This window comes from Kribbella sp. NPDC051952, assembly GCF_040680855.1.
Lineage (GTDB): Bacteria > Actinomycetota > Actinomycetes > Propionibacteriales > Kribbellaceae > Kribbella.
This window is the reverse complement of the sequence record NZ_JBFAXQ010000040.1, coordinates 1-24,256: the sequence shown is the minus strand read 5'-3', so window position 1 is coordinate 24,256 and position 24,256 is coordinate 1. Positions and strand designations below refer to the sequence as shown.

At 68.0% G+C, this 24,256-nt stretch carries 27 protein-coding genes; 16 read left to right on the top strand and 11 right to left on the bottom strand.

The features are described 5' to 3' along the window. Positions 1-10: 10 nt before the first annotated feature. The gene (locus AB0L70_RS39060) at positions 11-2,035 is read left to right on the top strand and encodes an AAA family ATPase (RefSeq protein WP_363691944.1); all 2,025 of its coding nucleotides are present in this window, start codon (positions 11-13) and stop codon (positions 2,033-2,035) included. Here the strand turns inward: AB0L70_RS39060 and AB0L70_RS39055 are convergent. From AB0L70_RS39055 to AB0L70_RS39045, 3 genes are read right to left on the bottom strand one after another with little or no spacing between them, the layout of a single operon-like run. Beyond that, positions 2,012-3,427 (bottom strand): hypothetical protein, encoded by a 1,416-nt coding sequence (locus AB0L70_RS39055; RefSeq protein ID WP_363691943.1) that lies wholly within the window; start codon positions 3,425-3,427, stop codon positions 2,012-2,014. The two genes, AB0L70_RS39060 and AB0L70_RS39055, sit on opposite strands and share 24 nt — an antisense overlap. Beyond that, positions 3,424-4,449 (bottom strand): hypothetical protein, encoded by a 1,026-nt coding sequence (locus AB0L70_RS39050; RefSeq protein WP_363691942.1) that lies wholly within the window; start codon positions 4,447-4,449, stop codon positions 3,424-3,426. Before AB0L70_RS39050 ends, AB0L70_RS39055 begins: the two co-directional genes overlap by 4 nt. Positions 4,450-4,487: 38 nt before the next feature. Beyond that, entirely contained in the window at positions 4,488-5,678 is a 1,191-nt protein-coding gene (locus AB0L70_RS39045) for an MFS transporter (protein WP_363691941.1), read from the bottom strand. Between the two features lie 88 nt (positions 5,679-5,766). Here AB0L70_RS39045 and AB0L70_RS39040 point away from each other — a divergent pair, with 88 nt between their 5' ends. After that, positions 5,767-6,078 carry a helix-turn-helix domain-containing protein gene (locus tag AB0L70_RS39040; RefSeq protein ID WP_363691940.1) on the top strand — a complete coding sequence of 104 codons (312 nt, stop codon included), beginning with the start codon at positions 5,767-5,769 and terminating at the stop codon, positions 6,076-6,078. Positions 6,079-6,175: 97 nt separating this feature from the next. Then, entirely contained in the window at positions 6,176-8,437 is a 2,262-nt protein-coding gene (locus tag AB0L70_RS39035) for a PQQ-binding-like beta-propeller repeat protein (RefSeq protein ID WP_363691939.1), read from the top strand. 1 nt (position 8,438) lies between these two features. Here the strand turns inward: AB0L70_RS39035 and AB0L70_RS39030 are convergent, their stop codons facing one another. Together AB0L70_RS39030 and AB0L70_RS39025 are read right to left on the bottom strand one after the other, a co-directional pair. After that, the gene (locus tag AB0L70_RS39030) at positions 8,439-9,260 is read right to left on the bottom strand and encodes a class I SAM-dependent methyltransferase (protein ID WP_363691938.1); all 822 of its coding nucleotides are present in this window, start codon (positions 9,258-9,260) and stop codon (positions 8,439-8,441) included. Next, the gene (locus AB0L70_RS39025; RefSeq protein ID WP_363691937.1) at positions 9,257-9,868 is read right to left on the bottom strand and encodes a TetR family transcriptional regulator; all 612 of its coding nucleotides are present in this window, start codon (positions 9,866-9,868) and stop codon (positions 9,257-9,259) included. Before AB0L70_RS39025 ends, AB0L70_RS39030 begins: the two co-directional genes overlap by 4 nt. A 239-nt stretch (positions 9,869-10,107) precedes the next feature. Here AB0L70_RS39025 and AB0L70_RS39020 point away from each other — a divergent pair, with 239 nt between their 5' ends. Beyond that, positions 10,108-12,486, top strand: coding sequence for a PQQ-binding-like beta-propeller repeat protein (locus AB0L70_RS39020; protein WP_363691936.1), 2,379 nt, complete (start codon positions 10,108-10,110; stop codon positions 12,484-12,486). A gap of 290 nt (positions 12,487-12,776) precedes the next feature. Next, the gene (gene tuf, locus AB0L70_RS39015) at positions 12,777-13,964 is read left to right on the top strand and encodes an elongation factor Tu (protein WP_363691935.1); all 1,188 of its coding nucleotides are present in this window, start codon (positions 12,777-12,779) and stop codon (positions 13,962-13,964) included. Positions 13,965-13,981: 17 nt separating this feature from the next. Here tuf and AB0L70_RS39010 read toward each other — a convergent pair whose 3' ends face one another. Next, the gene (locus AB0L70_RS39010) at positions 13,982-14,254 is read right to left on the bottom strand and encodes a DUF4031 domain-containing protein (RefSeq protein WP_363691934.1); all 273 of its coding nucleotides are present in this window, start codon (positions 14,252-14,254) and stop codon (positions 13,982-13,984) included. Further along, positions 14,251-14,955 (bottom strand): copper homeostasis protein CutC, encoded by a 705-nt coding sequence (locus AB0L70_RS39005; protein WP_363691933.1) that lies wholly within the window; start codon positions 14,953-14,955, stop codon positions 14,251-14,253. Before AB0L70_RS39005 ends, AB0L70_RS39010 begins: the two co-directional genes overlap by 4 nt. A 209-nt stretch (positions 14,956-15,164) precedes the next feature. Between AB0L70_RS39005 and AB0L70_RS39000 the strand changes: the two genes are divergently transcribed. The 6 genes from AB0L70_RS39000 to AB0L70_RS38975 all read left to right on the top strand — a co-directional run bounded on the left by AB0L70_RS39000 (position 15,165) and on the right by AB0L70_RS38975 (position 19,471). Continuing rightward, complete coding sequence (locus AB0L70_RS39000) at positions 15,165-16,205, top strand: LacI family DNA-binding transcriptional regulator (RefSeq protein WP_363691932.1); 1,041 nt, start codon at positions 15,165-15,167, stop codon at positions 16,203-16,205. A gap of 114 nt (positions 16,206-16,319) precedes the next feature. Beyond that, on the top strand, positions 16,320-16,529 hold the full coding sequence (locus tag AB0L70_RS38995; RefSeq protein ID WP_363691930.1) for a hypothetical protein: 210 nt from the start codon (positions 16,320-16,322) through the stop codon (positions 16,527-16,529). 214 nt (positions 16,530-16,743) lie between these two features. Further along, entirely contained in the window at positions 16,744-17,052 is a 309-nt protein-coding gene (locus AB0L70_RS38990; protein ID WP_363691929.1) for a hypothetical protein, read from the top strand. 57 nt (positions 17,053-17,109) lie between these two features. Further along, the gene (locus tag AB0L70_RS38985) at positions 17,110-17,511 is read left to right on the top strand and encodes a hypothetical protein (RefSeq protein WP_363691927.1); all 402 of its coding nucleotides are present in this window, start codon (positions 17,110-17,112) and stop codon (positions 17,509-17,511) included. After that, a complete protein-coding gene (locus tag AB0L70_RS38980) occupies positions 17,508-17,957 on the top strand; it encodes a hypothetical protein (RefSeq protein ID WP_363691925.1) in 450 nt (149 codons plus the stop codon). Before AB0L70_RS38985 ends, AB0L70_RS38980 begins: the two co-directional genes overlap by 4 nt. Then, the gene (locus AB0L70_RS38975) at positions 17,954-19,471 is read left to right on the top strand and encodes a multicopper oxidase domain-containing protein (RefSeq protein WP_363691924.1); all 1,518 of its coding nucleotides are present in this window, start codon (positions 17,954-17,956) and stop codon (positions 19,469-19,471) included. The genes AB0L70_RS38980 and AB0L70_RS38975 overlap by 4 nt, the downstream gene beginning before the upstream one ends. Before the next feature lie 16 nt (positions 19,472-19,487). Here AB0L70_RS38975 and AB0L70_RS38970 read toward each other — a convergent pair whose 3' ends face one another. The 3 genes from AB0L70_RS38970 to AB0L70_RS38960 are packed head-to-tail and all read right to left on the bottom strand — an operon-like array spanning position 19,488 to position 20,817. Beyond that, positions 19,488-20,105: a DUF998 domain-containing protein gene (locus AB0L70_RS38970; protein ID WP_363691923.1), complete on the bottom strand. Its 618-nt coding sequence runs from the start codon at positions 20,103-20,105 to the stop codon at positions 19,488-19,490. Then, positions 20,105-20,593 carry a Clp protease N-terminal domain-containing protein gene (locus tag AB0L70_RS38965; RefSeq protein ID WP_363691922.1) on the bottom strand — a complete coding sequence of 163 codons (489 nt, stop codon included), beginning with the start codon at positions 20,591-20,593 and terminating at the stop codon, positions 20,105-20,107. The genes AB0L70_RS38970 and AB0L70_RS38965 overlap by 1 nt, the downstream gene beginning before the upstream one ends. Then, positions 20,593-20,817: a hypothetical protein gene (locus tag AB0L70_RS38960; protein WP_363691921.1), complete on the bottom strand. Its 225-nt coding sequence runs from the start codon at positions 20,815-20,817 to the stop codon at positions 20,593-20,595. Before AB0L70_RS38960 ends, AB0L70_RS38965 begins: the two co-directional genes overlap by 1 nt. 124 nt (positions 20,818-20,941) lie before the next feature. Between AB0L70_RS38960 and AB0L70_RS38955 the strand changes: the two genes are divergently transcribed. The 4 genes from AB0L70_RS38955 to AB0L70_RS38940 are packed head-to-tail and all read left to right on the top strand — an operon-like array spanning position 20,942 to position 22,945. After that, entirely contained in the window at positions 20,942-21,271 is a 330-nt protein-coding gene (locus AB0L70_RS38955) for a metalloregulator ArsR/SmtB family transcription factor (protein WP_363691920.1), read from the top strand. Between the two features lie 4 nt (positions 21,272-21,275). Beyond that, positions 21,276-21,743, top strand: coding sequence for an SRPBCC family protein (locus tag AB0L70_RS38950; RefSeq protein WP_363691919.1), 468 nt, complete (start codon positions 21,276-21,278; stop codon positions 21,741-21,743). 3 nt (positions 21,744-21,746) lie between these two features. Then, positions 21,747-22,352: a dihydrofolate reductase family protein gene (locus tag AB0L70_RS38945; RefSeq protein WP_363691918.1), complete on the top strand. Its 606-nt coding sequence runs from the start codon at positions 21,747-21,749 to the stop codon at positions 22,350-22,352. A 2-nt stretch (positions 22,353-22,354) separates the two neighbouring features. After that, positions 22,355-22,945, top strand: coding sequence for a dihydrofolate reductase family protein (locus AB0L70_RS38940; protein WP_363691917.1), 591 nt, complete (start codon positions 22,355-22,357; stop codon positions 22,943-22,945). Here AB0L70_RS38940 and AB0L70_RS38935 read toward each other — a convergent pair. Beyond that, positions 22,924-23,604, bottom strand: coding sequence for a peptidyl-tRNA hydrolase (locus AB0L70_RS38935; RefSeq protein WP_363691916.1), 681 nt, complete (start codon positions 23,602-23,604; stop codon positions 22,924-22,926). The genes AB0L70_RS38940 and AB0L70_RS38935 overlap by 22 nt on opposite strands. A 33-nt stretch (positions 23,605-23,637) precedes the next feature. On the opposite strand from AB0L70_RS38935, the gene AB0L70_RS38930 reads away from it, so the two are divergent. Continuing rightward, positions 23,638-24,256, top strand: a 619-nt coding sequence (locus AB0L70_RS38930) for a thymidylate synthase (RefSeq protein ID WP_363691915.1), incomplete at its 3' end; no start/stop codon positions are given.

Below are 24,256 nucleotides of genomic sequence, written 5' to 3'. Positions count from 1 at the left end.
AGGTTTCGCCATGCCCCCAGATACGTCCGACATCCTTCAGGTCGAGAAGGACTACCTGAAGACTTCCCGGGCCGCCCTGGCGGCGATGCGGGAGAAGACCGGCGCCCTGGAGGTCCACAGCGCGGACCGGGTCAACCAGGAGTACCTGCTCGCCGCGATCTGGCGGCGGATGAAGGAGCTCGAGGACGACCCCGAGGTGCCGCTGTTCTTCGGCCGGCTCGACTACCTCGAGCCCACCGACGAGACCTTCCACATCGGTCGCCGGCACGTGAACGACGCGCTGGGCGAGCCGCTGGTGGTGGACTGGCGCGCGGACATCTCGGTGCCGTTCTACCGGGCCAGCCGGACCGAGCCGATGGGTGTCGGCGTACGGCGGCGGTTCGGCTTCACGCATGGCGAGATGACCGCGTTCGAGGACGAGGACCTGACCTCGGCCAAGCCGGTCGACGAGCACAGCGACATCCTCGACGCCGAGATCGAGCGTCCCCGTTCCGGCCCGATGCGGGACATCGTCGCGACCATCCAGCCGGAGCAGGACGTGATCGTCCGGGCCGGGGTCGAGGACACCATCTGCGTGCAGGGAGCACCCGGGACCGGGAAGACCGCGGTCGGCCTGCATCGAGCGGCGTACCTGCTCTATGCGTATCGCGATCAGCTCAGCCGGGCCGGAGTGCTCGTGGTCGGGCCGAACGCGAGCTTCCTGCGGTACATCGGCGACGTACTGCCCGCACTGGGTGAGATCGAGGCGAAGCAGACGACAGTCGAGGAGCTGGTCGGCCGGGTGAAGGTCGCGGGACCGGGGCCCGCGGTGGTCGACGTACTCAAGGGTGATGCGCGGCTGGCCGAGGTACTGCACCGGGCCGTGTGGTCGCAGGTGCAGGTGCCGAAGGAGGCGCTGGTGGTGCCGCGGGGCTCGCACAAGTGGCGGGTACCGGCGTACGAGGCGGAGGAGCTGGTCACCGAGCTCCGGACCCGCGGCATCCGGTACGGCGCCGGCCGGTCGATGCTGCCGCAGCGACTCGCACACGCCGTACTGCTACGGATGGAGTCGGCCGGTGACTCACCGGACGACCGGGTGCAGGACGCGGTAGCGCGCAGCCGTCCGGTCAAGCAGTACGCCGAAGCACTCTGGCCGGCCGTGGACCCGGCCAAGCTGCTCTTCCGCCTCTTCACCGACACCGACCTGCTGGCCGAGCACGCCGACGGCATCCTCACCCCGGAAGAGCAGGCGCTGCTGGTCTGGGACAAGGTGCCGCGCTCGGCCGGTGCGGCGAAGTGGTCGGTCGCCGACGCCACCCTGATCGACGAGATCGCCGACCTGGTCGACCGGACGCCGTCACTCGGCCATGTGGTGCTGGACGAGGCGCAGGACCTCTCCGCGATGCAACTGCGCGCCGTCGGACGACGCTGCTCGACCGGCTCGATGACCGTGCTCGGCGACATCGCCCAGGGCACCACCCCGTGGGCGACACCGTCCTGGGACGAAGCACTCAAGCACCTGGGCAAGACCGGCGCCCACACCGAGGAACTGACCGCAGGCTTCCGCGTACCCGGCCAAGTGATCGAGTACGCCGCCCTCCTCCTCCCCCAGATCGCACCCCACCTCACCCCGCCCACCGCGGTACGACGGGCGCGCGGTGAGCTCACCATCTCCCGCGTACCCGACAGCCTGGCCGCCGCGGTCACAACGGTCGACGAGGTGTCCGCGCGACTCGGCTCGATCGGCATGATCGTCCCGGACGCGCTGGTACCCGCGACCCGTAAAGCCTTGCAGAACAAGGGAATCGCGTTCTCTGTGCTGGGTGACGACGACGATGTGGACGCCCACCTGGACGTCGTACCGGCGTCACTGGCCAAGGGCCTCGAGTTCGACCATGTGGTCCTCGTGGAGCCGGCCGGGATCGTGGCGGGTGAGGCCGACGAGCGGACCGGCCTGCGCCGCCTCTACGTCTGCCTCACCCGTGCCGTCACCTCACTCGCCGTCCTGCACAGCGAGGACCTTCCCGCTGTTCTAGAAGCCGCGCGACCCGCCTGAGCGCCGCGACGACCGCCGCGACGACCCGCCTCCGCTGGAGCGGGTCCGCGAGGACCACGAGCGCCGGGAACTGCCGCTCGACCAGCCACCGTCGTCGTCGTCCGAGCCACTGCTCGAGGACGCCGACCAGTTGCTCATCGAGGATCCGACGTCCGAGCTGAACCGGCTGAACCGTGCGCCCGGCCGGCGTGACCGCCAGCGAGCCCGCATCCGGTCACTGGTCCGCCGCGCGTCGTCGTCGGGGAACCACCAGCGCCGGCCATCGCCCTGCGACCAGTAGCCGTCGATGTACGCCGCCATGTCCTCGCCGACCATCCAGTACGGCCGCAGGTGGTCGCTCCACTGCTCGACCATCCGGACCTGCGGCTCCTCGCCGGCCTCTGCTCGCTGCTTGCAGGCAGCACACACGCTGACCTCGCGGACACTGCCCCGCTCCGGCTGCCACTCCACGGTGTCAGTACTGGGCCCGTGCCGCGGGTCGAAGAAGCAGGGTGCGGTCGGCTCGGGCATCGGCTTGCCGGCTCGCAAGGCTTCCAGGCAGACCAGCCCGTAGCGGGCTGATCCGAGCAGGGACGTCACCGCCTCGACGTCCTTGTCCCCCTTGGCCTCGTCCAGCCGGTGGCGTGCCTTCTCGACCGTGTCGAGCACATCCTTGGACAGTTTGGACTGCTGCGCGTCGGACGTTGTCGGCAGCGCGGAGACCTGCTGCGACAGCGCGATGACCTCCTCGTTCAGCAGCGGCTTGGTGAGGTCGAGGTGGTCCTTCTCGTCCTTCCGCCGGGCCCGGCGAGCACCCAGCGCGGTCAGGCCGTACCAAAGCCCGATCACTCCGGCCAGACCACCGGCGTACGGCGCAGCGTCCACGTAGAACGGCTTGTCGATCACCTGGGCTCGCTGGATGAACCGGTCCAGCATTTCCTCGTAGTCCGGCGCACAGCAGTCGACGGCCTGATCCACCGCATCGCCCACGTGGTACGTCGGCCCCTTGTCGGCCCGCTGGACGGCGTGGAACCCGCGTCCGTCGGACTCCGAGTCCGCATCGACCAGTACGGCGTACACACCCTCGACACCGACGCGGTCGTAGAGCTGGTCCGCGATCTCCTCGCCCTCCCAGGCGAGCTCCACGAAGTACGTGCTGTCCGAGGTGTTGATCTTGCTCGCGGGGATGACCGCGATCCGGATCGGTGCCGCCGCACTCTTCGCCGCGGCGTCGAGCTGGGCGACCTCGCTCGACGACAGCTCCTTGACGGCCGGGTCGACCCAAACGCCCGGGTCACCGAGGTTGCCGGCCACCGTGTTCATGTAGGCGTCGGGATCCCCGGCCGCGTGCGCCGGTACGGCGGGCAGCATCCAGATCGCGACCAGTGCGAACGCACCGAGTAGACGCTTCATCGTGTTCCTCCCGAGAGCCGGTCGCGGCAGGCACTGCAGACCGGGACTTCCCTGGCCTTCCCACCGGGTGGCGTGTACATCCAGTCCGTCACGGACGTGCCGTGCGACGGGTCGAAGAAACAGGCGGCTCGCCTGGCCGGTGCCGGCGTACCGGCAATCAGCGCTTGGGCGCAGGCCAGCCGCCAGCGTCCGTACTCGACCGTGGCGCGGACCTCGCGCAGCTTGTCGTCGTCGGGCTCACCGTCGACGACCCGGCCCGCATCGGCGTACGCATCCATCGCCGCTTGCACGTCCGCCGCTGTGTTCACGCCATCCAGACGCACGTCTGCGGCATCCAGTTCCTCACCGAACCGCGTCACGTCCTCACGCGCCAGCGACCGCCGTTCGGCCAGACTGTCCGCCTCATCGGGCAGAACGTCGTACGACGGCCGATAGAGCGCAGGGCCCTCATCCTTGCCGGGTCGCGACTTCCACCAGCGCAGTCCGAGGAAGCCGGCCACCAGCAGGAGGATCACGATCAGCACCGGCCAGAGCCAACCGGGTGGGCCGGTCTTGGCCTTGGGTACGTCGAGTTGGTCCAGCACACCGTTGAGCGTGCCGATCGGGTCGGACCGGCTGTGCTTGCCGAGTTCGTCGGTCAGGATGGTCGCGATCGGGGTATCGACACCGACCGCACTCCCCCAGGTGATCGCACCGCCGAACACGACCAGATAGATGCCATCGGCCCGTTGCCGATCCACCACCTTGTCCACATACGCGCGAGCGGCCGCACTGTTGTCACCGCTGCCGTCGTTGAGCACGATCGCCGGCACGACCGCGATCCGGATCGCGGGGTCGTGTCCCTTCACCCGCTCGGCCAGCTCGGACGCGTCCTGGTCCGGTACGAGCGCCTGCTGCGAGTCGTCGACGTACACCGGGGAGCTCGCCCAGCCGTCGACAACGGAAGCCGGATCGGGGCCGGGCACCGCCGCGGTGGGCGCGAGCACGGTGGAGACAAAGAGGACCCCGGCGAGCAGACGCATGGGCGCTAGCCTGCCCTAGCCGGGGTGTCACTCAGTGATCAGTCAGCTGCGGCTGTGAGGTAGATGTCCTCCTCGCGCTCCAGCTCCTCGACTCGCTGCAGACCCGGGTCACGCCAGAGCATGTACAGCAGGCCGAGCACGACCAGCGAGAGTACGGACGCCAGCAGCGGCAGGTAGCCCACTCCGATCGCCTGGATGACCAGACCGCCGACCACAGCAGACAGTCCGGCGCCCAGGTAGATCGCCGAGGCGTTGAGCGAGATCAGGAGACCGCCGCCCAGCTCCAGCAGCAGATTCTGGATCGGCGGGTTGAAGGCCCAGGTGAACATGCCCCACACGAACAGCGCAGCACCCGCGCCGATCTCTGTAGTGGTAGTGAGGTCCAGCGTGCCGACCACGGCAGTGATGCCGACCAACAGGACCAGGAGGGTACGAAGACTGCCGAAGCGGTCTGTCGCACGTCCTCCGATCAGGTTGCCGAGCACTGCGCCGACGCCGTACAGCAGAAGCAGGATGCCGGTCGCGTTACCGGTCAGACCGGCGGTGTGCTTCAGCAGCGGCACGATGTAGATGTAAACGCTGAAGGCGCCGAGCACTGCGAGGACGGTCATCGCGAGGATGATCTGCACGCGCCGATCGGCCACACCGGCGAACCGCTCACGCAGTCCGACCACAGGTGGCGCTGCCAGCTTCGGCAGCGCGGCCCGCTCGACGATGGCGACCAGTACGGCGACTGCCGTGATCAGCGCGAAGACGCCCTTGTAGCCGAGGGTCGGGCCGAGCAGACTGCCCGCCGGCACACCCAGCACCAGTGCGAACGTGAGCCCGCCGAACACGATGGCCACCGCCCTACCGCGTTCCTCGGGTGGCAGGAGTCCAGTGGCGAACAACGTGGCCGCGGGTGTGTAGACAGCAGCACCGAAAGCGGCCACGACCCGGCCGACGATCAGTACGGAGTAATCGGTAGCGACGGCGGCGATGAGGTTGCCCAGCGCGGCCAGAACGAGTGCGGCGATGAGGAGGGTACGACGCTCCCAGCGGCCGGTCAGGGTGGACAGGATCGGCGCACCGACGGCGTACGACAGGGAGAACGCGGTGGCGAGCTGGCCCGCGGCGGTAAGCGAGACATGGAGCTCGGAGCTGACATCGGGCAGCACGCCGGAGACGACGTACGCGCTGGTGCCGACGGCGAACGCGCCGGCGCCGAGCAGGTAGATCCGTGCGGACATCGGGGACCTTCCGGACGAGGTTCAGTACTTCGATAAGGATCGTACTACGATCTTCGTCGAACTTCGACCGGCGTCGTACTATGGACACATGAGCACCAAAATCCTGCCACAGCCCGAGCGCGCGGACATCCGCGTCGAGGCGGTGCTGCAGGCCCTCGGCGAGCCTGTGCGCCTGCAGATCGTCCGCGTTCTCGCCGAGCATCCCGAAGGCGTCTGCTGCGGCGACATCGAGCTCCCGGTCACCGCGTCGACCCGAGCCCATCACCTGAAGACCCTGCGCGAGGCCGGCGTCCTGTCCACCCACACCGAAGGCACCCGGCGGGTGAGCATCCTGCGCCGCGACGACCTGGACGACCTCTACCCGGGCCTGCTGACCGGCGTTCTGACCGCCCGTCAGTAACGAGTCGCGCACGCCGGGTGAACCCGCACGCCAACCGCAAGCTGGCGGTCGGGTGATCGAGCGGTGGTTGTAGGGGTGCGACTGGCAAACTGTTGCAGTGGTCGAGCTCCGCGCACGATGGGACGAGCTGGTGCCCGGCTCGGACTCACTGGCAGACGAGCTGGTCGCCCGCTACGTCGAGCGAACCCGACGGGCCTACCGGGACCACTACCTCGACGCCGTCCTGACCGCGCTGGACTCGCTGATCCAGCTCTCCACCGACCCGACCTCGGTCCGGCTCGCGGCCTGGTTCCACCGGGCCGTTCATGAGCCCGCCGGTACAGCCGCCGAGGACGCCGAGTCGTCCGCCCTGCTGGCCGAACAGCTCCTCCCACACTACGGCGTACCGCCGATCCGGATCGCCGAGGTCGCCCGGCTGATCCGCCTCACCGGCGACCTGGCCGCTCCCCCGCCGGACTCGTACGCACCACCGCGTCGCGATGCGAATGGCGACGTACTGCTCGACGCCGTCAACGCGGTCCTCGCCACCGACCCCAGCCGGTACGTCGTCCACACCGCCGAGGTACGACGCGACACGGGCGACCGCAAGGCCGCACTGGAGCAGCGGTACGACGAAGTCCGCGAACTACTCGACGGCCACCTCTACCGCACCCAACTGGCGCGGCAACGACTCGGACCGGTCGCCCGGGTCAACCTCGAGTCAGAGCTGGCCGGACTGGACAGCGAACTCCCAGCGCCCTGGCGTGGTTGGCAACAAGCCACTCTGACCGCCACGGCCACCTTCAGCGCGATCGCCGCCACCGTCGTGGCTATTGCCGCATCCGGTGCCTCCTGGCAGGTGCCGACCGCCAACAACGAGCCGGGCTGGCCTCCCGTCGTACTGGCCGCCGTTGCGTTCTTGAGCGCACCCCTGCTGTTCCGCTGCGCGCGCAGTGCGAGTCAACGCGCCCGACTCATCGCGGGCGCCGTTGTCGCGATCGCTGTCACCGGCCTGCTCGTGGCCTGGGCACAGGTCCCACGGACCAACCCAGCGGTCGGCGTCGGTCTGCGAGTGCCGCTGCTCATCGCCGCACTGCTCCTCCTGTTGCTGGCCGGCTCGGCCGCACTGGTTGCATCGCTACTGCGCACGAGGACGGCCCGGTTCCTCCCCGCCCGCAACCTCGGGCAACAGCTCGCGTGGCTCGCCGTACCGGCCGTCGTGGCCCTTGTACTGCTGCTGATCGTCCAACCGCTGGCGCGCAACTACGTGCTGAGCGCCAACGAGCGGGTGGACGGCACACCGCGCGAACCAGGCAAGGCTGTGCCGTCGACGCTCAACGGGACGGTCGCCTGGATCAGCAAGTCACTGCAGGGCGCCGGCGCCGAAGGAGCGATCGGGACCAGGTACGGCATCGCGATCCCACGTCAGAGCGGCGTGGTCGAGATGCTCGACGCCGCAACCGGCGAACTGCGCTGGCGCTACAGCCGGTCCGACTCCGACGAGCAGCCGAACATTGTTGCCACCAGCAACGGTGACTACGTACTGGCGGAGTTCGCCGACGTCGGGTACCTGCTGCTCGACGCGAATACCGGCCACCGCAAGGCCGCCTGGCCGGGCCGCACCCGCGACCATCTCATCCAGCAGGCCGAACCACTGCTGACCGGCGAGCCGTCCGTCGGTGGCTCCGGCAAACTGCACGGCGTCGACCCGGACGGCCACGAGCGGTGGACGTTCGAACCGGGCGGCTGCACGGACATCGGCGCCGTCTCCACAGCGGAGACCGTGGTCGCGTTTCTGGGCCACAGCTGTAACGACAAACCCGCCGAAATGACCGCACTGGATCTGAAGTCCGGCAAGCAGCTGTGGATCAAGGCCTCCGCCGACACCTACCGGCGACCGGTCGTCGTAGCCGGACTGGTGGTCGTGGCCGAGCCCGGCGGCGATTCCGACGTACCTGTCGCTCTGACCGCGATCGAACCGCGTACGGGCGACATCCGGTGGCGCTGGCCCGTGCCGCGGACGTGGGCTTGCCGGACGCTGCTCAACGCGTCCGGCAAGTACGTGATCGTCGTGGACTGCCCTGGACCGAGCACGCTCGAGAACCGCAAGACCGTGGTCACGGCCATCGACGCCAACACGGGTATGACCGCCTGGCAGACCACAGCGCTGGTCAGCCCGCGGGTGAAGGTCACCGTGACCGCCGACGGCCGCGTGATCTCACTGGGCCGCGGTGCGACCGGCTGTGTCGTCAACGTGATCGGCCGCGACGGACTACGTCAGGTCCCGCTGCCCACCGGCATCTCCTGCGGCCGCGACCCCCGTGCCATCGGCAATCTCGTCCTCACCTCCGGCACAGGGACCGTCGTCGCACTGCGGTGAGTCAGAAGCGATAGTGCAGTACGACGTTGCCGCGACGGGACAGCGATTCACTGTGCGCCGACAGCTGGTTCGCCCACCGCAGTCCGGTCGGGAACTGCTCCACCTCGGGCTCCCGGGTCAGCAGGACCTCCTTGACCAACTTGAGCTTCGGGTTCCAGCTCTCGGGCACCCGCGGGTCGTCGAACCCCTCGGAGCGCATGATCGACCGCACCGCCTTCGCGCCGGGGAAGATCTTCGCGGCCTTGACCGCGAACGTGGAGTACCCGTTGAAGGCGATCTCGCCACTCGGGAAGTGGTCGATGATCCGGTTCAGGATCGCGCTCCACTCCGCGAGCGTGAAGAACGCCAGCAGCCCGTCCGCGACCACGACCGCGGGCCGATCCGTGGGGAGCTTCTCGAGCCAGCCGGGATCAGCCAGATCGGCGGCCACGTTGTGTGCGCGCGGAAGGGCCGGGACCAGCTGTTCCCGTGCGGTGATGACGTTGGGGAAGTCGACGTCGTACCAATCGGCGGTCGACGGCAGGTCGATCCGGTGCGCTCGGGAATCCAGTCCGGCGCCGAGATCCAGCCCGATCGCATCCGGGTGCCGGGCGATGAAGTCGCCGGCGATCTGGTCGAGCTTCAGCGCGCGGTGGGCGATGTAGATCGCGCTGCTCGGGACGATCTTCAGCTTCGCGTAGTCGTAGTCGACCGTACTGACGATCTTGTCGGCGAGGGCGTCACCCAGCAACGGGTGGTCCCGCCGGTTGTCGAGAGCGCGGCCGCACAACGTCAGCCACAGACTGTCCTCGAGCTGATCGAACGCCGGCAGCGTGACGGTCATGACTCGCTCATCTCCTTCTCTAGTGCCCGCAGTGGGGCGTCATCGGTGTAGAGGCCGTGGGTGTAGAGCTCGAGCGTCGGCTTCGCCAGCCGCCGCAAGGTGTCCGGCCCGAACTTCTCGTCGCCGAGCGTCCGCGCCAGCGCCGGGGGCATCGTCAGCGTGCCCAGGCTGATCAGTACGTTCAGCACCGCCAGCGCGCGTGGGTCCGACGACTCGCGCATCGTGCCGGCGGCGACGCCGTTGCGATGGATCTCCTCCGACTCGGCGACGATCCGGTCGACGAAGGCCTGCGCGGTCGGCGCGTCGTCGGCCATCGCCCGCGTCATGTATCGGACGTGCATCAGATAGCCGTCCGGGTCCGCGAGGTACTCGCGCAACAGGTCGGGTTGACCGGCCGCGCGGCTCCGGCGCAGCAGGACTTCCAGGACATGCTCGTCGCACACGGTCCGCAGGCCCTCCTTGCTGCCGAAGTGATGGATCACCAGTGCCGCACTCACGCCGGCGGCCGCCGCGATCGCCCGTACGTTCGCCTTCGCGAAACCGTCGCGGGCGAACAGCTCGACCGCGGCGTTGCGAATCCTCGCCTGGGCGGTGAGGTCTGAACTCATGTTCAATACACTAAACACTTGTTCAGCTCAAGGCAAGTAGTTACAGGTAAATCTAGTAACTCCAGGTAATCAGGTGATGTGCGACGCGCTTCGGCGGGTTGAAATTCGATGCCCTGCGCATCCATCGCGGCGGCTGGGAAGCGGTCAGGTGACGAGCCGATATCGCTTTGGCCACGAGAGTATCCGTGACCCCCGGATCGGTCGGCCGAGACTCCCACCAGGTGCGAGACTCCCATGCCATGGACCTGCGCGACCAGTGGAATCGCCTGCTGCCGCACGCGCAGCCGTTGGGCGAGGATCTGCTGGCTCGTTACGCAGAGCAACATCGCCACTATCACAACCAGCGGCACCTGACCGAGGTCCTGCAGACCATCGACGAGTTGGCCGGCGCCTGCGACAACGCGGACACGGTCCGGCTGGCGGCCTGGTTCCACGACGCGATCTACGACCCGCAGGCCGACCCCGGCGAGAACGAGGAGGTCTCGGCGCAACTGGCCGAGCTCGAGTTGGCGGCGTACGGCGTCGACTCCGCGCGGGTGGAGGAGGTCGGGCGGCTGGTCCGGCTCACCGCGAAGCACGACTGCGAGCCGAACGACCGCAACGGCGCGGTCCTGTGTGACGCCGACCTGCGCATCCTGAGCCTGCCCGCGGAACGGTACGACGAGTACGCGGCCGGCATCCGTCAGGAGTACGGGCATATCGGCGACCGGGACTTCGCCCGCGGCCGGATGTCGTTCCTGCAGGGCCTGGCCGAGACCCGGCTGTACGCGACCCCGCGCGGGCACGACGAGTGGGAGCGGGCCGCCCGGGACAACGTCGCTCGGGAGGTCGAAGCCTGCGGCCCTAAGGCGGCCCGGCCGATCGGCGGGCTGATCCCGATCATCTACTTCGGTGCTGCCCTCGGTGTGGTCGTCGCAGCGTCGGTCCTGCTCGGCCGCGGCCTCGCCGCCGCCGCCAAGTGGCCGGCCGCCGCTGACGACCTCGGCGGCTTCCCGGTCTGGGCACCGATCGCGGGTACGGCGTTGTCGGCCGGACTCGCCTGCGCCTGGTTCCGCCGTACGCAGCAGCGGCTGCTGACCGTCCCGGCGCTCGTGTTCGCAGTGGTCGGTCTGGTCTCCGCGGGTCTGTGCTGGTGGCGCTGGCCGGCCGCGCAGCCCGGTGCGGCCATGTCGGAGCGCTGGCCGTACCTGATGCTCGCCTCGGTCGCCTTGGTACTGGCCGGCGCGCTCTTGGCGTTGGCACGTCGGCTTCGACTCGCACCGGCGTACGCGCAGGCTCCGCCACGGTGGCTCGGCCTCGGCGCCACTGTGGTCTGTGGATCCCTGCTGGCCTGGGTCGTGGTGTCGGCCGGTGAGCCGTTCGTCCAGGCCCGGCTGGAGACCGCCAACACAGTAAGTACGACGACGAACATCGAACCCAACCAGATGCCGGTACAGCTCGACGGGACGCTCGCCTGGAGTCGCGAGGTACCCGCAACCGGCGCCATCGCCGGTACGGCCGGTGGAGTGGCCGAACTGCGCTCGGACGGCGTGGTCGTGTCGGACGCGACCACGGGCCAGATCCGGTGGCGGTACTCGCGGGCCGACGTACAGGACGCCGCATCCAGTGGTTCCCGGGGGCTCTTGGTCTCCGGTGACGGGCGGACTGTCGCCGCCCACCTTCCTTATGGCTACCGCGAACCCGCGGGCATCGACCTGCCGACGTACGCCGTACTCGATGCGGTGAGCGGGCAGGTGCTGACCGAGGTCCACACGGACGGGACCGCACTGGCGGTCGACCGGGACCGGCTGCTCGTGGCGGAAGGCAACTACGTCGTGGCGCACGGCGTGAGCAGTCCGACCCACTGGCGGACCCAACTGCGCTGCAACGTGACCCAGGGCGAGCTGATGGGCGACCAGGCGGTCGTCGTCGACGCATGTGGTGGCAACAGTGCCGTCGTACGCGGTCTGGACATCAAGACCGGGGACCAGCGCTGGGAGGTCGATCTGAAGGACAAGTTCGACCTGAGCGCCGAGCTGGACCCGTCTACCTGGGTTGGCGATCTGGCCGCCGTACCTGACACCCGTGAGGTCTCCGGACTTATCTGGACCGGCGCTGCGGGCGGAACGCTTTACCAGTGGTCCATCGACGTCGGCGAGGGCCGGATCCTCTGGACTACTCCAGTCCCCGGCACACCGCGCCCCCGACTCGGCTCGTCGTCCTGCGACGCTCAGCTGGCCGCTACGCATGCTTCTCTCGTGCTGATCACCTGCCGGAACGCTACGGATCCGGGGCAGCCACAGACGTACGACGTCTCCGCACTGAGCCCCGCCGACGGGACGCCGCAGTGGCATCACTTGTTGGAGGTGCCGCCGAAGCTGCAGCAACCGGAGTACCCACGGGACGGGTTCGCACTTCTGCCGGACGGGCGAGTGGTCACCCTGATGCCGCAACGCAACGGCAGCTGCTCCCCCGTCCTGATCGGCACCACCGGCGTCCAGCCCCGCCCCATCCTCGCCGGCCCGACCGCAACCTCAGTAGCCCAGTCCGAAGAAGTGACCTGCAACAGACCCGCGGCCACAGTCGCCAGCGCCCGCCCCGTCTTCTCCGACGGCACCCGCCTCTTCGCCCTGAGCTGACCTCCCGGGAATTACGTTGCCGGAGGCAGCGTTGACATCTACCGTGATGCGCATGTTCCGCGTGGTTTTCGAGTTCGACCTGTCAGGCAAAAGCTTGACGGGCGCTCCCACGTGGGCGTCAGCAGATTCAGCAACCTTCACCGGCGCGCGAATCCGACCCTCCTCCTGCTGAGCAGGACCCGCGGAGGAGGGTGGTCGCTCACCGGCCCCCTCCGTGCGGGTGACAGCCGCGGAGGGCTGCCCGGAGGGTCCTGGCTCACACGAATCTTCTGACATCCAAAGGAATTCTCATGGCCAAGAGCCAATTCGTGCGGACCAAGCCGCACCTCAATATCGGCACGATGGGTCACGTCGACCACGGCAAGACGACCCTGACCGCCGCCATCACCAAGGTGCTCGCCGAGCGCGACCCGAGTGTGAACCGCTTCGTCGCGTTCGACGGGATCGACCGGGCGCCCGAGGAGGTCCAGCGCGGGATCACCATCAACATCTCGCACGTCGAGTACGAGACGGCGAACCGCCACTACGCGCACGTCGACATGCCCGGGCACGCCGACTACGTGAAGAACATGATCACCGGCGCCGCGCAGGTGGACGCCGCGATCCTGGTCGTCTCCGCACAGGACGGCGCCATGCCGCAAACGCGTGAGCACGTGTTGCTCGCGCAGCGGGTGGGCGTGCCGTACCTGGTGGTCGCGCTGAACAAGGCGGACGCTGTCGAGGACCCCGAGCTGCTCGACCTGGTCGAGCTGGAGGTCCGCGAACTCCTGTCGGAGTACGGGTTCCCGGGTGACGACGTACCGGTGGTGCGCGTCTCCGGCCTGAAGGCGCTCGAGGGTGACCCGCAATGGACCGGCGCGATCGGCGAACTGCTGGACGCCGTCGACTCCTACGTACCGGTGCCGGACCGTGAGCTCGGCGAGCCGTTCCTGATGCCGATCGAGAACGTGCTCACCATCAGCGGCCGCGGCACAGTGGTCACCGGTGCGGTCGAGCGTGGTTCGCTGAAGCTCGGCGACACGGTCGAGGTGGTCGGGCTCGGTCCGACGGTCACCAGTACGGCGATCGGTATGGAGACGTTCGGCAAGTCGCTGGAGTCCGCGGACGCGGGCGACAACGCGGCGGTGCTGCTGCGTGGCGTGAAGCGTGACGAGGTTCGTCGCGGCCAGGTGGTGGCGTTGCCGGGCAGTGTGCGGCCGCACCGGAAGTTCCGGGCGAACCTGCACGCGCTGTCCACGGCCGAAGGTGGTCGGCACACCCCCTTCGCCGCGGACTACCGCCCGCAGTTCTACTTCCGTACGACGGATGTCTCCGGCGGCATCGACCTGGGTGAGATCACCCTGGTCATGCCGGGCGACACCATCGAGCTCGGCGTAGAACTCGAGAAGCCCGTAGCCATGAACGTCGGCCTCGGCTTCGCCGTCCGCGAAGGCGGCCACACAGTCGCCGCCGGCACAGTCACCGAACTACTCGACTGACCCAACGGCCCTCAACCTCAACCGGTTGGGGGCCGTTGTCGTTTCCGGTGACGCAACCCGGCAGCAGTCAACCGAAGGACAAGCTCGCGGCTCGAGACCGGTACGGCGCCGGCTTTGACCAGGTCGTCGTACTTGTCGCTGGGGACGTCGTAGTGGTCTCGGTCGAAGCCTCGGGACGGGATGCCGGCGGACTTGGCGAAGGCGTGGAGTTCGTCGTACGACTCGTCGCTGACCAGGTGGGACCAGACTCTGTCCCAGGCCGGCCAGGCCGGTGGGTCGATGAGGATCATTCGCGCGCGTCCTGGGCGTCGAGCAGGTTGCGCCACGATCGGACGAAGCGCGAGTTCACGTAGGCCTTCGTCCACGAGCCGTCCTGGCGGACCGACGAGCCGACATGGAAACGCCGTACGCCGCTTTGGTACAGCCACGGCACATGCTCCGGCTGCAGACCACCGCCCGCCATCATCACGCTCGCGACCGCCGGGTCCTCCTTCGCCAGCTTGCAGAGGTCGTCCAGCCCGTGCCCGACCCCGAGCGACGACCCCGCTGTCAGTACGCAGTCCAGCCCGGGCAACGACCGCAGCGCCCGCCAGGCCGACGCCTGCTCCAGTACGGCGTCAACCGCGCGGTGAAACGTCCACGGCGTACCGGCGAACGTGCTGACCAGCGCACCGACCGACTCGACGTCCACCGAGTTGTCCGGCGTCAGGAACCCCAGCACGAACCCGTCCGCGCCGGCCGAGAGGTACGACTGTGCCATCGCGGTCAGCCGGTTCTGCTCGGCGCCGTTGATCGTGAAGGAGTCGGTCAGCCGCAGCATCACCCGCAGCGGCAGGTCGGTCGACCGCCGGATCGCACTGACCGTCGACACCGACGGCGACAACCCGTCCGCCTCCATCGACGCACACAGCTCCAGCCGGTCCGCCCCACCCTCCTGCGCCGCCTCCGCATCCGCCGGGTGCAGGGCAATGACCTCCAGCAACGTCCCCATGGGCGCAATCATCCCGCATGGGCCGTCCAACGACAGGAGGTAGTGGCCCGACGGCCCCCGGGTCCCGCCTGCCACTCCACCCAGGCTGCCTCCAGACGGCACCACCTCCTGTCGTTAGGGCCGGAGAAATAGGTGTTGCACTCCTCTGGCGTCTTCTGTATCGTTTTTCTAGAACGATTTAGAAGAACGATACAGAAAGGTGTGCAGAGATGGCCGGTGTCACGCTCAAGACCGTCGCCAAGGCTGTTGGGGTGTCCGCGTCGACCGTCTCCAACGCCTACAACAAGCCGGATCAGCTGTCCGCGAGTCTGCGGGAGCGGATCCTGGCCACGGCGCAGGAGCTCGGGTACGCCGGACCGGACGCATCAGCTCGCGCGCTCCGGAGCGGGAAGGCCGGAGCGGTCGGCGTACTGTTCACCGACCAACTGGCCTATGCCTTCTCGGACCCGTACGCGGTCGGCTTCCTGGCCGGCCTGGCCGAGGTCGCGGAGGAGTTCAGCACCAGCCTGATGCTGATGCCGATCAGCTCGACCGACATCGTCGGCGGCAGCAACGCGGTGCAGCACGCCGCGATCGACGCGGCCGCGATCTTCTGTGTGGAGAGCGGCCACCCGGCCCTCGACATCCTGTCCACCCGTGGCATCCCGACCGTGTCCACCGCCTTCGGTGAACACCCGGACCTGTCCTGGGTGGCCATCGACGAGGTCGACGCGGCCCGGAAGCTGGGCGAGCACCTGGCCCGGCTCGGTCACCGCGACGTCGTCGTACTGGTGGACGACAAGGCCGAAACCGTCGGGGAGACCGCGGTGGAGCTCGGCTTCGAGGACATCGTCTGTGCCGACTGCGATCTGCGGATCCAAGGTCTGCAGAAGGGGATGCCGGACGCCCGGCTGCGGCTGGTCTCCGGTGGGCACAACGCCTTCGCCTCCGGGCTGAAAGGAGCCGAGTACGTCCTCGACTCGCAGGATCGGCCGACGGCGATCGTCGGGCTGAGCGATGTGCAGGCGCTCGGTGCGATGGAGGCGATGAAGGTCCGTGGGCTGACCGCGGGCCGGGATCTCACCGTCGCCGGCTTCGACGACATTCCAGCCGCCGAACCCGCAGGGTTGACCACGGTCCGGCAGCCGATCAAGGACAAGGGGCGTGCGGTCGGCCGGATGCTCCTCGACCCGGCCAGCACCGAACGGCAGATCCTGATGCCGACCCAGCTCGTCGTCCGCGCCAGTAGCGGGCCCGCGCCGAAACGCTGACAACCACACACAACACCCAGGACCCACTCGGGTTCCCGGGGTGATTCCGCACGACTTCCGACGGCCGCCCGGTTCGTCGGCCGACCCAACACGCTCTCAGAAGGGAGCAGCATCATGACGTACTTCATCGCCGGCAACACCGCAGTCGAGAACGCGCGCAACCTTGCGCAGTCGGCGCTCCCGACCGCTCCCCAGCAGCCGTACGACGAGCCGGCCCCGCGTCGCACTCGTACGGTCCGGACCCGGCTCAGCGCCGTACTCCGCACCGCCGCCGAACGCGAACTCCGCCTGGCCAACCGAATCGACCCCACCCCCACCTGCTAATAACCCACCCCAAAACCCCACCCTGACTTTCCAGGCGTGGGGTTTTGTCGGTCCCGTCTGGCACACCCCCATCCCTCCACGCAGGGCGTGTGGATTTGTCGGTCCCGTCTGGCACACCCCCCATCCCTCCACGCAGGGCGTGTGGATTTGTCGGTGTCGTCTGGCAGGCTGATTTGCGATGAACGAGCCTGGGGTTTTGTTGACTGCGCGGGCCATGGTCTTGCATGACCTGGCTGCGCGGGGATTTGACGACGCCGTGATGGTGTCGTTGCTCGAGGACGCGGTGGCCGGCCGGCAGTGGTGGCTCGACCAGTGGCCGGACGGCGCCGAACACATCGCCGGACTGGTTGCGCAGGACGTGCAGGACCGCCTCGTCGACTCCGGCATCCGCTGGCCGCGCTGCACCGCCTGCGACGACCTGCACGACCACGAGCTCCGGATCGAGCCCGAGCTCGGCCCCGACCCGCACTGGGTCTGCGAACGCGCCGGCATCACCGTCTCACCCCTGGGGCACCTCACCTAGACCTCCGGGAGATACCTGATTGATCTACATGTAGGCAGCCTACTATTGTCTGTCTACATGAAGGCTCTCTACGCCCTGAGAGTGGTCGCCGGCCTGCACGCCGTCGCGATCTGCCTGCAGCCGATCCTCGCGGGCATCTACCTCAACGGCACCAGCCCGGCTATGCGCGTCCACGAGCCGCTCGGCCTCGGGCTCACCTTCTTCGGCCTGTTCCAGTTGGTCGTAGCAACGATCTGGTGGCGCTCCGGCGGCCGCCTCCTCGCCCCCGCGGTGGCACTGCTCATCACCGTCGGCGAGGTACTCCAGGTCTCGATGGGCTACAGCCGCCAGCTCGCCATCCACATCCCGCTCGGCATCGCCCTGGTCGCGACCTCGATCGCCCTCGCCTGCTGGGCCAGCCGCCAACGACCAGCAACCCGGCCCAAGAACCGACGCAAAGAACCGGCGGTGACGGCATGACCAGCACGATCGAGCCAACCGAACCGACCGAGAAGACCCAGAAGAAGGTACGGCGACCGCGCGCGAGCCTGTGGGCTCTCCGGACCATCCTCCTGCCGCACGCCGCATTGATCGTGGCGCAGCCGATCCTGGCCGGCTACTTCCTGTCCGGCAACGTCGACGCGATGGGCATCCACGGCCCGGTCGGCTCGAGTGTCGAACTCGTCGCGATGATCCAGCTCGTCATCGCGGCGATCTACTGGCTGGGCGGCGGTGGCCGGGTCTGGCCGACCGTCGTCACCGCGGGACTCGTGGTCGCCGAGGTCGCCCAGCTCATCTTCGGTTACCAGCAGAACTTCGCCGTCCACGTTCCACTCGGGACCGCGATCGTGATCACCGTCGTCTGGATGACCGTCTGGTCGTTCCGCCCCACCGCACGCCTGAGCCGCCGGGAGGCGAAGCGATGAACATGTCCCGCCGCGGATTCCTCGCCGTTGCCGGAGGCACCGGTGCGGCCGTGACCCTGACCAGCTGCGGCAGCGAGGCCAAACCCGCGCAAGCCGGTGAACTCCTGCGCAGCAAGGCCCCACTCCCCGAGCCGTTCAAGGTGCCACTCCCGATCCCACCGGTGAAGAAGCCGGTCCGCACCGACGCCACGACCGACTACTACCGCGTCGTACAGCGCAAGGCGATGGTAGAGATCCTCCCCGGCCTCAAGACCGAGGTGATGGGGTACGACGGCCTCCTGCCCGGACCCACCTTCGACGTACGGAGTGGGCGGGCCACTGTGGTCGAGCAGGTCACCGAACTTGACGCACCGACCGTCGTGCACCTGCATGGCGGTCACACACCCGCACCGAGCGACGGCTGGCCGCTGGACCTGCTCATGCCGACCGGTCACCAGCATGAGGGCCACCAGATGATGTCCGGCGGCGATATGAAGACGGGCAGTCGCACGTACACGTACCCGAACACCCAGCGCGCCGGCATGCTCTGGTACCACGACCACACGATGGACTACACCGCTCCACAGGTCTATCGCGGACTGTTCGGCGTACACATCATCCGTGACGACGAAGAGGACCGATTGCCCTTACCCAAAGGAGATCGGGAGCTCCCGCTGGTGATCGCGGACCGTGCGTTCGACACGAACGGCGCCTTCCTCTACCCGCTGGACTCCGACGGGATGGGGGTCGAGCAGAAGTACATGGAAGGCGTCATCGGCGACGTCACCCTGGTGAACGGCGCACCCTGGCCCGTACACGAGGTGGACGCGGTCCGGTATCGACTGCGGATCCTCAACGCGAGCAACGCCCGCCGTTACGAACTCGCCTTCGACAAAGGTCCGGCGACGTTCGTCCAGATCGGCAGCGACGGCGGCCTGCTGGATGCGCCGATCGAGCACAAGACCCTGGTGATCGCCCCGGCCGAACGCTTCGACGTGGTCGTGGACTTCTCCCAGTACCAGCCGGGTGACGAGGTCACGCTGGTCAACAAACTCGACAACAACGCCAACGTCCTGCGCTTCAAGGTCGCCCGCAAAGCCAATGACGACAGCAGTATCCCGGCCAAACTCTCGTCGTACGCCGTCCTTCCCAAGCCGAGCGGGGTAGTCCGGCGCGAGTGGAGGTTCCGGCGGGGTACGGCGAACGGGCACCAGGGGTGGACGATCAACGGCAGAGGATTCGACCCGAAGGTGATGCAGGCACAGGTGAAACTCGATCAGTACGAGATCTGGTCGTTCATCACCGACGTCCACCACCCGGTACACGTCCACCTGTCACCGTTCCAGGTCCTCAGCCGCGGCGGCAAGAAGCCCGGAGCGTACGACCACGGCTGGAAGGACACCGTCGACATCCGCCCGGCCGAGGTGGTCGAGGTGCTGATCAAGTTCACCGCCCACAAGGGCAAATACCTGATCCACTGCCACAACCTCGAACACGAAGACATGGCCATGATGGCCGCCTTCGAAACGATCTAGTGTCCGACTCAGGACACTAGGTACGCCGGAGCACGCGGAGCGCGAGTACGACGGTCCAGGCCCAGCCGATCGTCACGGTCAACCGCTGGAACAACCCGGCGACGTCCACCAAGGACGCCGTCTGGTTGAAGCCGGAACTCGCCAGCACGAAGCACACCAGATAGGCGGTTGCACTCAGCAACGAATACAGCAACCACTTGAGCCCGTGACCGCGGGACAACACGATCATCGCCGCAGCCAGGGCCACGAAGGCCGGCAGCGAGAAGCCGTCGTGTAGTGCGCCGGAGGTCGTGTAGTCGGAGATTGGCGGCGTACCGACCGGGAAGCCGCTGACCGGATCGGTCACGAACACTCCGGCGCCCAGCAAGCCCACTCCCCAGACGCCGATCAACACCGCTCCGGCACGGAGGCGGGAACGCCACAGGCCGACCGCGAAGGCGATCGTCAACAATCCGACGACCAGGAAGTTCGCCACCTGGATCCAGCCGTTGGCGCCGAGTTCGAGGGAGCTCACCGGGTGGCGGAGGGCGTCGTACCCGGAACCCTTGAAGGCGCCCTCGAGCAGGAACACCAGGATGAAGAGAGGACCGGCGACCAGCCCGCAGGAGACGAGTCGCCGGTCGAACCGGCTCATTAGCGAGTGCCCTGAGACAGCGCTTCCGCGGCCTTGGCCCGGAGGGCGGCCCGGTCGACCCCGGCGACCTCGAGGGCGCGGGCGACCCGGCCGCGATCGGTGTCGAGGATGCCGACCAGGATGCGGATCGGCCCGATCCGGCCGCCGAGCTTCGGCGGTGCTTCCATCGCACGCTTGAGAAGCAGCCGGGTCGACTCACCCATCTGCGGATCGCGGCCGGAATTCGGCGTTGCCGATGGCAACAAACCGACCCGGACCGCGATGCCCGCCACAGCCAGACTCTGTTCCCACTCGCGATCCAGGGCGGCCCGGATCGCATCCTCGGTCAGGCCCACCTCGGCCAGCATCTGCGCGGCTGACGTGGTCTCGGTCGCGGCCAGCGCGATCAGTACGTGCTCGGCCTCGATCGTCCGGGATCCGTCCCGGCGAGCCTCCTCGCGCGCGCCGCGAACCAGCAGCGCGCGAATGTCCTTCGCATCCGACGGCATCAACGCCTCCTCAGGGCGACACCCGCAGCGAGCAGCCGTCGGGCGTGTTTCTTGTGCACGGCCTGCCGGGTGACCCCCAGCACCTCGGCCACCTCGGACCAGCTCCAGCCGGCCCGCATCGCTTGCTCCACCTGGCTGTCCTCCAGCCGGTCGGCCAGCCGGCGCAACGCGACCACCGCGGCCAAACCGGCCGCGGGGTCCTCGGGATCCACCAACTCGGTCATGCAAGCAACTTAGGTTGACAAAGCCAGACTGTCAACCAGAGTTGCTAAAACTCCGGTCTTGACTCCATAGGCCGAGCATCCCTATATTCAACACATCAGTTGATCAAGGGAATGGTTGATAAACATGCCGGTTGACGATGACCAGCTCGATCGGGCCTTCACCGCACTCGGTGACCCGGTCCGGCGGGCGATGATCGCGCAACTGTCCCGCGGCCCGGCCACCGTCAACGAACTGGCCGAGCCGTTCCCGATCACCAAGCAGGCGGTGTCGCGGCACATCCAGGTGCTCGAGGCCGCCGGGCTGATCACCCGGACCCGGGACGGCCAGCGCCGCCCGTGCCACCTGGTGCCGGCCGCCCTCGAAGCCTTGACGAGCTGGATCGACGAGTACCGGCTCGAAACCGAACGTCGCTTCCGCCGTATGGAGGAAGTCCTCAGAACTGTGAAGGAGTAAGAAGATGAGCACCACGATCAACACCCCCGCAGGCACCCCGTTCGTCGAGGTGACCCGCGAGTTCGACGCCACCCCGGCTCAGCTGTTCCGGGTGATGACCGACCCCGACCTGGTCGGGCAGTGGCTCGGCCCGCGCGAGCTGGAAGCGACGATCGAGAAGTACGACGTACGCCCCGGCGGGACCTACCGCTACATCCACCGCGACGACTCCGGTGAGTACGCGTTCCGTGGCGTCTTCCACACCGTCGAGCCGGACAAGCAGATCATCCAGACCTTCGAGTGGGAAGGCGCACCGGGCGAGGTCTGCCTGGAGCGGATGACCTTCGAGCCGACCGAGAAGGGCGTCCGGCTGAACCAGCACTCGGTCTTCCCGACCGTCGAGGCCCGCGACGCCACGATCGAGCACGGCATGGCCTACGGCATCAACGACTCGATGGACCGCCTCGCCGAGCTCCTCGCGAAGGAGAGCTGAACCATGAGCCAGGTAGTCGTGGACATCTCGGTATCACTGGACGGATACATCACCGGTCCCAACGCCGGTGTCGACAACGGACTCGGGGACGGCGGGATGGCCCTGCACGACTGGGTCTTCCACGGCAACGATGCTGACAAGGCCGTTCTGGACAACTCTTTCGAGGCCACCGGCGCGGTCATCCAGGGCCGGAAGCTGTTCGACGTCATCGACGCGCCCGGCGGCTGGAGCGACGAGATGGGGTACGGCGCCAAGCCGACCGGCGAGGTGAATCCGCCGATCTTCGTCCTCACCCACTCCGCACCGGAGAAGACCCGGCTGGGCGACCGGTTCCACTTCGTCAGCTCCGTCGAGGACGCCGTCGAGCAGGCTCGCGCGGTTGCCGGGAGCAAGGACGTGGTCGTGATGGGCGGTGGGCAGGTCTGTCACCAGGTCCTAGCCGCCGGCCTGGCCGACGTACTGCGGTTGCACATGGCAACCGTCGTACTGGGCGACGGGGACCGGCTGTTCCCGGCCGTCGCCGCGCCCGCGGTCGGACTCGAGTTGGTCGAGTCCGTATCGACGCCGACCGCACAGCACCTGACCTATCGGGTCGTGAAGGAGAAGTAGCTATGGGCAACGTTATCGCGAGTGCGGTGGTGTCCCTGGACGGATTCGTCGCGGACACCGAGGACGGGGTCGGGCCGCTGTTCGACTGGTACGGAAACGGGCCGGTCGAGATCTACGGCACCGATATGGGCCGGCCGTTCCACGTCAGCGAGGCGAGTGCGGAGTACATGAACTCGACCTGGCCGAAGGTGAGGTCATGTGTGATCGGGCGCCGCCTGTTCGACATCACCAACGGGTGGAACGGCATACCGGCGGTCGGCGACCACGTCTTCGTCGTCACTCATGAGCCCCCGGCGGACTGGCCGTTCCCGGATGCGCCGTTCACGTTCGTCAATGGGATCGAGAACGCGATCGCACAGGCCAAGGAGCACGCCGGGGACCACGACACCACGGTGACCGGCGGCAACCTCACCGGGCAGGCGATCGAGGCCGGACTGGTCGACGAGATCGCGTACAGCCTGGTCCCGGTGCTGTTCGGTACCGGCCGGAAGTTCTTCGGGGACTACGTCGGTCCGCAGGTCATGCTCGACGACCCGCGCGTGGTCCAGGGTGACCGCGTCACCCACCTGCACTACCGCGTGAGCAAGGGATGATCCGCGATCACGGTCCGGGACCCGGGTTCCACCTCGGTGAAGCCCGCGTCCTGGACCACGGGTAGGCCGCTGGTCAGCAGAGCCGACCATTGCGCGGGGCTCGCCGTACGGACCGCCAACGCGAAGTCCGTCGCCTCCCACTCCTTGCGGGCCTCGGCGGACAGTTCCCACCAGGCGAGCTGCGCGGCATGACCACACTGCGCCATCGCCTTGCCACTGGACATCTCCAGCTTCGGATTCACCCACAGCACAGGTACGCCGGGCACCAGCGCCGGAAGCTCCTCGGGATCCTCGAAGTCGGTCCCACTCACCTGCAGATTGGCAAGCTCCGCTGGTACGGCGTCCACCGGGGTCGGCGGGAAGACACGAACCTCCGCAGTCACTCCGGTCATGGTGATCCCCGGAAGCGCCGAAGCCCGGCGCCACTCGATCCCCCGACAGCGCTTCACGATCTTCCGGATCCGATCGTCCTGCCAGGCCGTCATCGCCCCGGCCCACTCCCCCGCGCCCGCCGACTCCTCGCCGGTCGACCCGTCGCCGGTCGACCGCTCGTCGGCCAGGATCGCCAGCACCGCCCGCGCCGCCGTCTCCAACGCATCCGTCTGCCCCGGCCGCGCATTCTTTTCGACTCGCACCACGAGAGTGAGCACCTGTTCCACGCCGCGAGTCTGCCAGGGCTGTAAGTTGGCGGCATGCAGCAGTACCTGGATCTTCTACGGCACGTGCTGGACAACGGGATCGAGAAGGGTGACCGGACCGGGACAGGCACGCTGAGCGTGTTCGGGTACCAGTCGCGGTACGACCTGCGCGACGGCTTCCCGGCGGTGACGACAAAGAAGCTGCACCTGCGCTCGGTGATCGGCGAGCTGATCTGGTTCCTCAGCGGCTCGACGAACATCAAGTGGCTGCACGAGAACAACATCTCGATCTGGGACGAGTGGGCCGACGCGGACGGCGAACTCGGCCCGGTGTACGGCTACCAGTGGCGGTCCTGGCCGACACCGGACGGCCGGCACGTGGACCAGATCGCCGGCGTGATCGAGTCGATCAAGAACAACCCGGACTCCCGCCGGCACATCGTGAACGCCTGGAACGTGGCCGACGTGGACGGCATGGCGTTGCCGCCCTGTCACACGATGTTCCAGTTCTACGTCGCCGACGGCCGGCTGTCCTGCCAGCTGTACCAGCGGTCGGCCGACATCTTCCTCGGGGTCCCGTTCAACATCGCGTCGTACGCGCTGCTCACCGCGGACCGCCCGCAGGTCGTCCAGGCTGCCGTTGAAGCGGCGCTTCTCGGTCAGGACCGAAATC

Excerpts from the sequence above, each read along its gene's own strand:
- AB0L70_RS38975 (WP_363691924.1), top strand. The coding sequence starts at position 17,954 with ATGAACATGTCCCGCCGCGGATTCCTCGCCGTTGCCGGAGGCACCGGT.
- AB0L70_RS38970 (WP_363691923.1), bottom strand. The coding sequence starts at position 20,105 with ATGAGCCGGTTCGACCGGCGACTCGTCTCCTGCGGGCTGGTCGCCGGT.
- AB0L70_RS38960 (WP_363691921.1), bottom strand. The coding sequence starts at position 20,817 with ATGACCGAGTTGGTGGATCCCGAGGACCCCGCGGCCGGTTTGGCCGCG.
- AB0L70_RS39010 (WP_363691934.1), bottom strand. The coding sequence starts at position 14,254 with ATGATCCTCATCGACCCACCGGCCTGGCCGGCCTGGGACAGAGTCTGG.
- AB0L70_RS39050 (WP_363691942.1), bottom strand. The coding sequence starts at position 4,449 with ATGCGTCTGCTCGCCGGGGTCCTCTTTGTCTCCACCGTGCTCGCGCCC.
- AB0L70_RS38990 (WP_363691929.1), top strand. The coding sequence starts at position 16,744 with ATGGTCTTGCATGACCTGGCTGCGCGGGGATTTGACGACGCCGTGATG.
- AB0L70_RS39025 (WP_363691937.1), bottom strand. The coding sequence starts at position 9,868 with ATGAGTTCAGACCTCACCGCCCAGGCGAGGATTCGCAACGCCGCGGTC.
- AB0L70_RS39040 (WP_363691940.1), top strand. The coding sequence starts at position 5,767 with ATGAGCACCAAAATCCTGCCACAGCCCGAGCGCGCGGACATCCGCGTC.
- AB0L70_RS39055 (WP_363691943.1), bottom strand. The coding sequence starts at position 3,427 with ATGAAGCGTCTACTCGGTGCGTTCGCACTGGTCGCGATCTGGATGCTG.
- AB0L70_RS38940 (WP_363691917.1), top strand. The coding sequence starts at position 22,355 with ATGGGCAACGTTATCGCGAGTGCGGTGGTGTCCCTGGACGGATTCGTC.
- AB0L70_RS38965 (WP_363691922.1), bottom strand. The coding sequence starts at position 20,593 with ATGCCGTCGGATGCGAAGGACATTCGCGCGCTGCTGGTTCGCGGCGCG.
- AB0L70_RS38985 (WP_363691927.1), top strand. The coding sequence starts at position 17,110 with ATGAAGGCTCTCTACGCCCTGAGAGTGGTCGCCGGCCTGCACGCCGTC.
- tuf (WP_363691935.1), top strand. The coding sequence starts at position 12,777 with ATGGCCAAGAGCCAATTCGTGCGGACCAAGCCGCACCTCAATATCGGC.
- AB0L70_RS38955 (WP_363691920.1), top strand. The coding sequence starts at position 20,942 with ATGCCGGTTGACGATGACCAGCTCGATCGGGCCTTCACCGCACTCGGT.
- AB0L70_RS38945 (WP_363691918.1), top strand. The coding sequence starts at position 21,747 with ATGAGCCAGGTAGTCGTGGACATCTCGGTATCACTGGACGGATACATC.
- AB0L70_RS39000 (WP_363691932.1), top strand. The coding sequence starts at position 15,165 with ATGGCCGGTGTCACGCTCAAGACCGTCGCCAAGGCTGTTGGGGTGTCC.
- AB0L70_RS39060 (WP_363691944.1), top strand. The coding sequence starts at position 11 with ATGCCCCCAGATACGTCCGACATCCTTCAGGTCGAGAAGGACTACCTG.
- AB0L70_RS38980 (WP_363691925.1), top strand. The coding sequence starts at position 17,508 with ATGACCAGCACGATCGAGCCAACCGAACCGACCGAGAAGACCCAGAAG.
- AB0L70_RS39005 (WP_363691933.1), bottom strand. The coding sequence starts at position 14,955 with ATGGGGACGTTGCTGGAGGTCATTGCCCTGCACCCGGCGGATGCGGAG.
- AB0L70_RS39045 (WP_363691941.1), bottom strand. The coding sequence starts at position 5,678 with ATGTCCGCACGGATCTACCTGCTCGGCGCCGGCGCGTTCGCCGTCGGC.
- AB0L70_RS39020 (WP_363691936.1), top strand. The coding sequence starts at position 10,108 with ATGGACCTGCGCGACCAGTGGAATCGCCTGCTGCCGCACGCGCAGCCG.
- AB0L70_RS39030 (WP_363691938.1), bottom strand. The coding sequence starts at position 9,260 with ATGACCGTCACGCTGCCGGCGTTCGATCAGCTCGAGGACAGTCTGTGG.
- AB0L70_RS38995 (WP_363691930.1), top strand. The coding sequence starts at position 16,320 with ATGACGTACTTCATCGCCGGCAACACCGCAGTCGAGAACGCGCGCAAC.
- AB0L70_RS38950 (WP_363691919.1), top strand. The coding sequence starts at position 21,276 with ATGAGCACCACGATCAACACCCCCGCAGGCACCCCGTTCGTCGAGGTG.